Here is a 3,942-nt window from a genome sequence, read left to right as displayed (position 1 = left end):
CCATCTACTGTAATTGCATCTTCATTCTCAGATACGAGATAACGTCTTGGTATTTTGGTTATGAGGACAAATTTTATTTTCTTATTTCCCTGCTTGGAGGGATTTATTGGGGAAATAATTATCTTGATAAATAAAAACTCTATATATGGGCGCACACTTTCCCACTCATATCATAAGCATACCCGAAACTCGGAACACTGTCAACCCCCCTAGCTGAAATTACCAAAACTCGTTAGATTATTGATAAAATTCTCAATAATAATGAGAATAAACCCCCAATAATTGAGAATGTTCTTTTTTGCCAAAATCCCATACAAATAACTTATATCTTAATAACAAGATCCCCGACTTCTTTGATTAATGTTGTGATTTATCAATATTTAATTTAGAAGTCGGGGATCTAAATCGGTTGAACAAAAAAAGCACAACCCTACTATAATATTTATGGAAAACTTAAATAATCAACTATAAAAAATGCCATCTACCGTTACCCTCACCATTACTACAGGGAAACTTTCAGGAAAACAATATATATTTGATAGCCGCAGCACTTGTATTATCGGCAGAGGTGAAGATTGCAATTTGCAAATTGCTGATAATATTGATATGACAGTTTCCCGCTATCATTGCTTATTAGATATCAATCCTCCTGAAATGAGAATCCGTGATTTAGGGAGTTTAAACGGTACGATTGTTAATGGTAAAAAAATCGGACAAAGGAAAGCGGGTGAATCTCCAGAAGAAGCATTAAAGGCAATTTTTCCCGAATATGATTTAGTCAATAATGATCAGGTAGCGGTAGGAGATATTATTTTTGATATTAGTACAGAAATAGAACTGGAAAAACAGAAAACTCCTTATATTCCAGTCGAACAAGAAAATAATAAACCGAACTTTTTTGAAATTATTAAAAATCTCCTAAATTTAGCAAATCAAGGTAATCAAAATCTCCAGAAAATTTCTAATTATCAGATTATAAAATCTTTAGGTGAAGGTGGATGTGGAGAAGTATTTTTAGCTGAACATATCCCCACTAGAAAACGGGTAGCACTAAAGTTAATGTTGCCTAAAGTCGCGGCTAAAGAACTGGGTGTAAAAATGTTTTTGCGAGAAACAGAAAACACTAAATATTTACAACATCCTCATGTGGTGAAAATGTTAGATCATGGCTATGCAGAAAATACCTTTTTCTTCACAATGGAATATTGCGAAGGTGGGGATGTTTGGGATTTGATGGAGAAATTAGGAGGACGTTTACCTGTTAATATAGCTGTTGATATTATTCTGCAAGTTCTCGACGGGTTAATCTATACCCATAATGTTGAAGTTCCTTGTGTGAAATTAGCAGACGGAAGACTAGGAAAAGGAAAAGGTTTAGTACATCGAGATTTAAAACCGAATAATATTTTTATCACCAATATCAACGGTAAAATGGTGGCGAAAATAGGAGATTATGGATTATCCAAAGCTTTTGATTTAGCAGGTTTAAGTGGACACACTTTCACAGGTGCGAAAATGGGGACTCCTGCGTTTATGTGTCGTCAACAATTACTAGATTTAAAAAATTCCTTACCAGAGGTTGATGTGTGGGCAAGTGCTGCTTGTTTATATAATATATTAACGGGATATTTCCCCCGTGATTTTGTCGGTGAACCTTGGACTTGTGTGCTAAGAAATGAGGCTGTCCCCATTCGTCAACGTGATAGTAGTATTCCTGAAAAATTAGCAGAAGTGATAGATTTGGCTTTAACAGAAAAGCCAAAAATTTATTTTCAAACTGCGGCTGAGTTTAAAGCAGCGTTGTTAAAATGTGTTTGATTCTTAAATCTTAGTAACTTGAGGATCTAAAACAATGCGTGTACCAGTGATATCTACATGATAAGTCCAAAACTGGCTTTTAACTTTGACAATTACTTCCCAACCTTTAATGGGAGCAAAATTCTGGGTGCAGACTTCACCAAAATTAAAAACGCAGGAATTACTAAAAGTTTTCTGAATTGACTGGGTAATTTTCAAAGAACTTACTGCTAAACCAGAACGTTTAGAAGCATTACTCAAAACCGCATTAGCAATTTTTTTCGGTAATTGATTACTGCTAATTTTCGGATCTAGAAGAATTTGTGAACCGGATTTATTCACATGATAAGTCCAAGATTGTTCTTTGACTTGCACAATTACAATCCAACCGGGAATAGGATTATATTCCCTTGTGCAAACTTCCCCAAATTGAAAATTACAGGGATTGCTAAAAATAGTAGATGTAACTTGAGTAATTTGCAAATTAGAAACTTTCACCCCAGAAACTCTAGCAGCATCCCTTAGCAATTTTTGAGAAATAGATTTAGGTAAAGTATTTTGGTTTAATTGTGACTGTTCGGGATTTTTAGCATTTGCAGATGTACTATTTTCAGTGACATCTAAACCACAGGCAAACAAGCTGGTAATAATCAAACCAAAGACCAAGATTTGCGGAAACTTGAAATTGTTATACATTTGGGAAACTAGCTTAGTGATTAGATTCATAACCATATAAATTAACAATTGAATACTGAATTAAACTTAACTTTACAACTTATAAATAATTCTTTCCCTCCTCATTCCTCCGCGTCCTCTGTGTCCTCTGTGGTTCGTTTTTCTATTAATTTATTCCCCATTGCCAAAAGTGCCGTTCCATAAGCTGCTTCTGTATTAATTGATGAAACAATTGGTACTTTTAAACAACGTTGACGAATAGATGTCCAAGTAGAATTAGCAGCACCACCACCGGCAGTATAAATATGAGTTAAAGGATCTGCACCTAGATTTTGTAATAGTTCATATCCTCTAGTTTCTATTCTAGCCATACTTTCTAATAAACCATGTAGAAATTCTTGAGGTTGATCTGGACGTGGTTCTAGTCTGGGTAATAATTGGGGATCATTAATGGGAAAGCGATCGCCTGGTTTCAATAATGGATAATAATCTAACACACTGGCTTGAGTTGGATCAATTTCCGCACTTAACCTCACCAACTCAACATCGCTGAAAAAATGTTTCAAAATAGCACCACCCGTATTAGATGCACCTCCAGTCAACCACAAATCTCCTAAACGATGGCTATAAATTCCATATCGCGCATCTTCGATTCTATGCCGACTTAAAAGTTTTAGTACCAAAGTTGAACCCAGCGAAGTTACCGCTTCCCCCGGAAATTTAGCTCCACTGGCTAGAAAAGCCGCAATACTATCTGTTGTGCCAGCAACCACTAAACAATCGCCTTTAAAGCCAAAATCGGCCGCAATCTGGGGAAGTAATTCACCAATGGCTGTACCCGGCGCTAAGACTTGCGGTAACTGGAGGGGAATTTCTAGCTGTTCCAACCATGCTGGATATTGCAATTTTTCCACGTCATAACCCAATTTTAAGGCGTTGTGGTAATCGCTAATACCTAACTTTCCATGCAAGAGAAATCCCAGCCAATCGGCTTGATGCAATAAATATCTGGCTTTTGCAAAGGAAGGTAATTCTTGCATCCAGAGGAGTTTCGCTAGACTAGATGTAGCACTTAATACAGTGTGATTTGCTGGCGCAATCCTGCTCAATCGTTCTAAAACCACTGCACCCCGACCATCATTGTACAATAGTGGCGCGTCCACAGGCTTTCCAGCCCCATCAGTCAGTAAAATAGTGGAAGAAGTCCCATTAATAGCGATCGCTCCGATTTCCCCCCTTAACACCCCCGGAATTTGCCCTAATAGACTCCATAAAGCCTGTTGCCAACATTGAACCCAATCAACAGTCCCAACCTGCCAACAATGGCGCATTTCGGACAGAATCCGACCTTCTTCATCAATTACCACACCCCGTGCGCCAGAAGTACCAAAGTCAATACCAAGCGATAAAGTCATAAATTAAGGGAATAGGGAAACTTCCTAACAACTGTACGGGCGAAGCATTTGGAGA

3 protein-coding genes are annotated in these 3,942 nt (G+C 37.3%); 1 reads left to right on the top strand and 2 read right to left on the bottom strand.

Going from position 1 to position 3,942, the window contains the following annotated elements; genetic code table 11:
* Window positions 1-474 precede the first annotated feature (474 nt).
* Window positions 475-1,818, top strand: coding sequence for a protein kinase (locus tag FJR06_RS10350; RefSeq protein WP_168651379.1), 1,344 nt, complete (start codon window positions 475-477; stop codon window positions 1,816-1,818).
* A 3-nt stretch (window positions 1,819-1,821) separates the two neighbouring features.
* Here the strand turns inward: FJR06_RS10350 and FJR06_RS10345 are convergent, their stop codons facing one another.
* Together FJR06_RS10345 and FJR06_RS10340 are read right to left on the bottom strand one after the other, a co-directional pair.
* Entirely contained in the window at window positions 1,822-2,523 is a 702-nt protein-coding gene (locus FJR06_RS10345) for a hypothetical protein (RefSeq protein WP_371723769.1), read from the bottom strand.
* Window positions 2,524-2,594: 71 nt separating this feature from the next.
* Window positions 2,595-3,887, bottom strand: coding sequence for an FGGY-family carbohydrate kinase (locus FJR06_RS10340; protein WP_015079965.1), 1,293 nt, complete (start codon window positions 3,885-3,887; stop codon window positions 2,595-2,597).
* Between the last annotated feature and the right edge of the window lie 55 nt (window positions 3,888-3,942).

Origin of the sequence: Dolichospermum sp. UHCC 0352 (assembly GCF_009711925.1) — a bacterium.
GTDB classification, from domain to species: Bacteria; Cyanobacteriota; Cyanobacteriia; order Cyanobacteriales; family Nostocaceae; genus Dolichospermum; species Dolichospermum lemmermannii.
The sequence above is the reverse complement of the archived record's forward strand: the minus strand, read 5'-3'. Positions and strand labels throughout refer to the sequence as shown.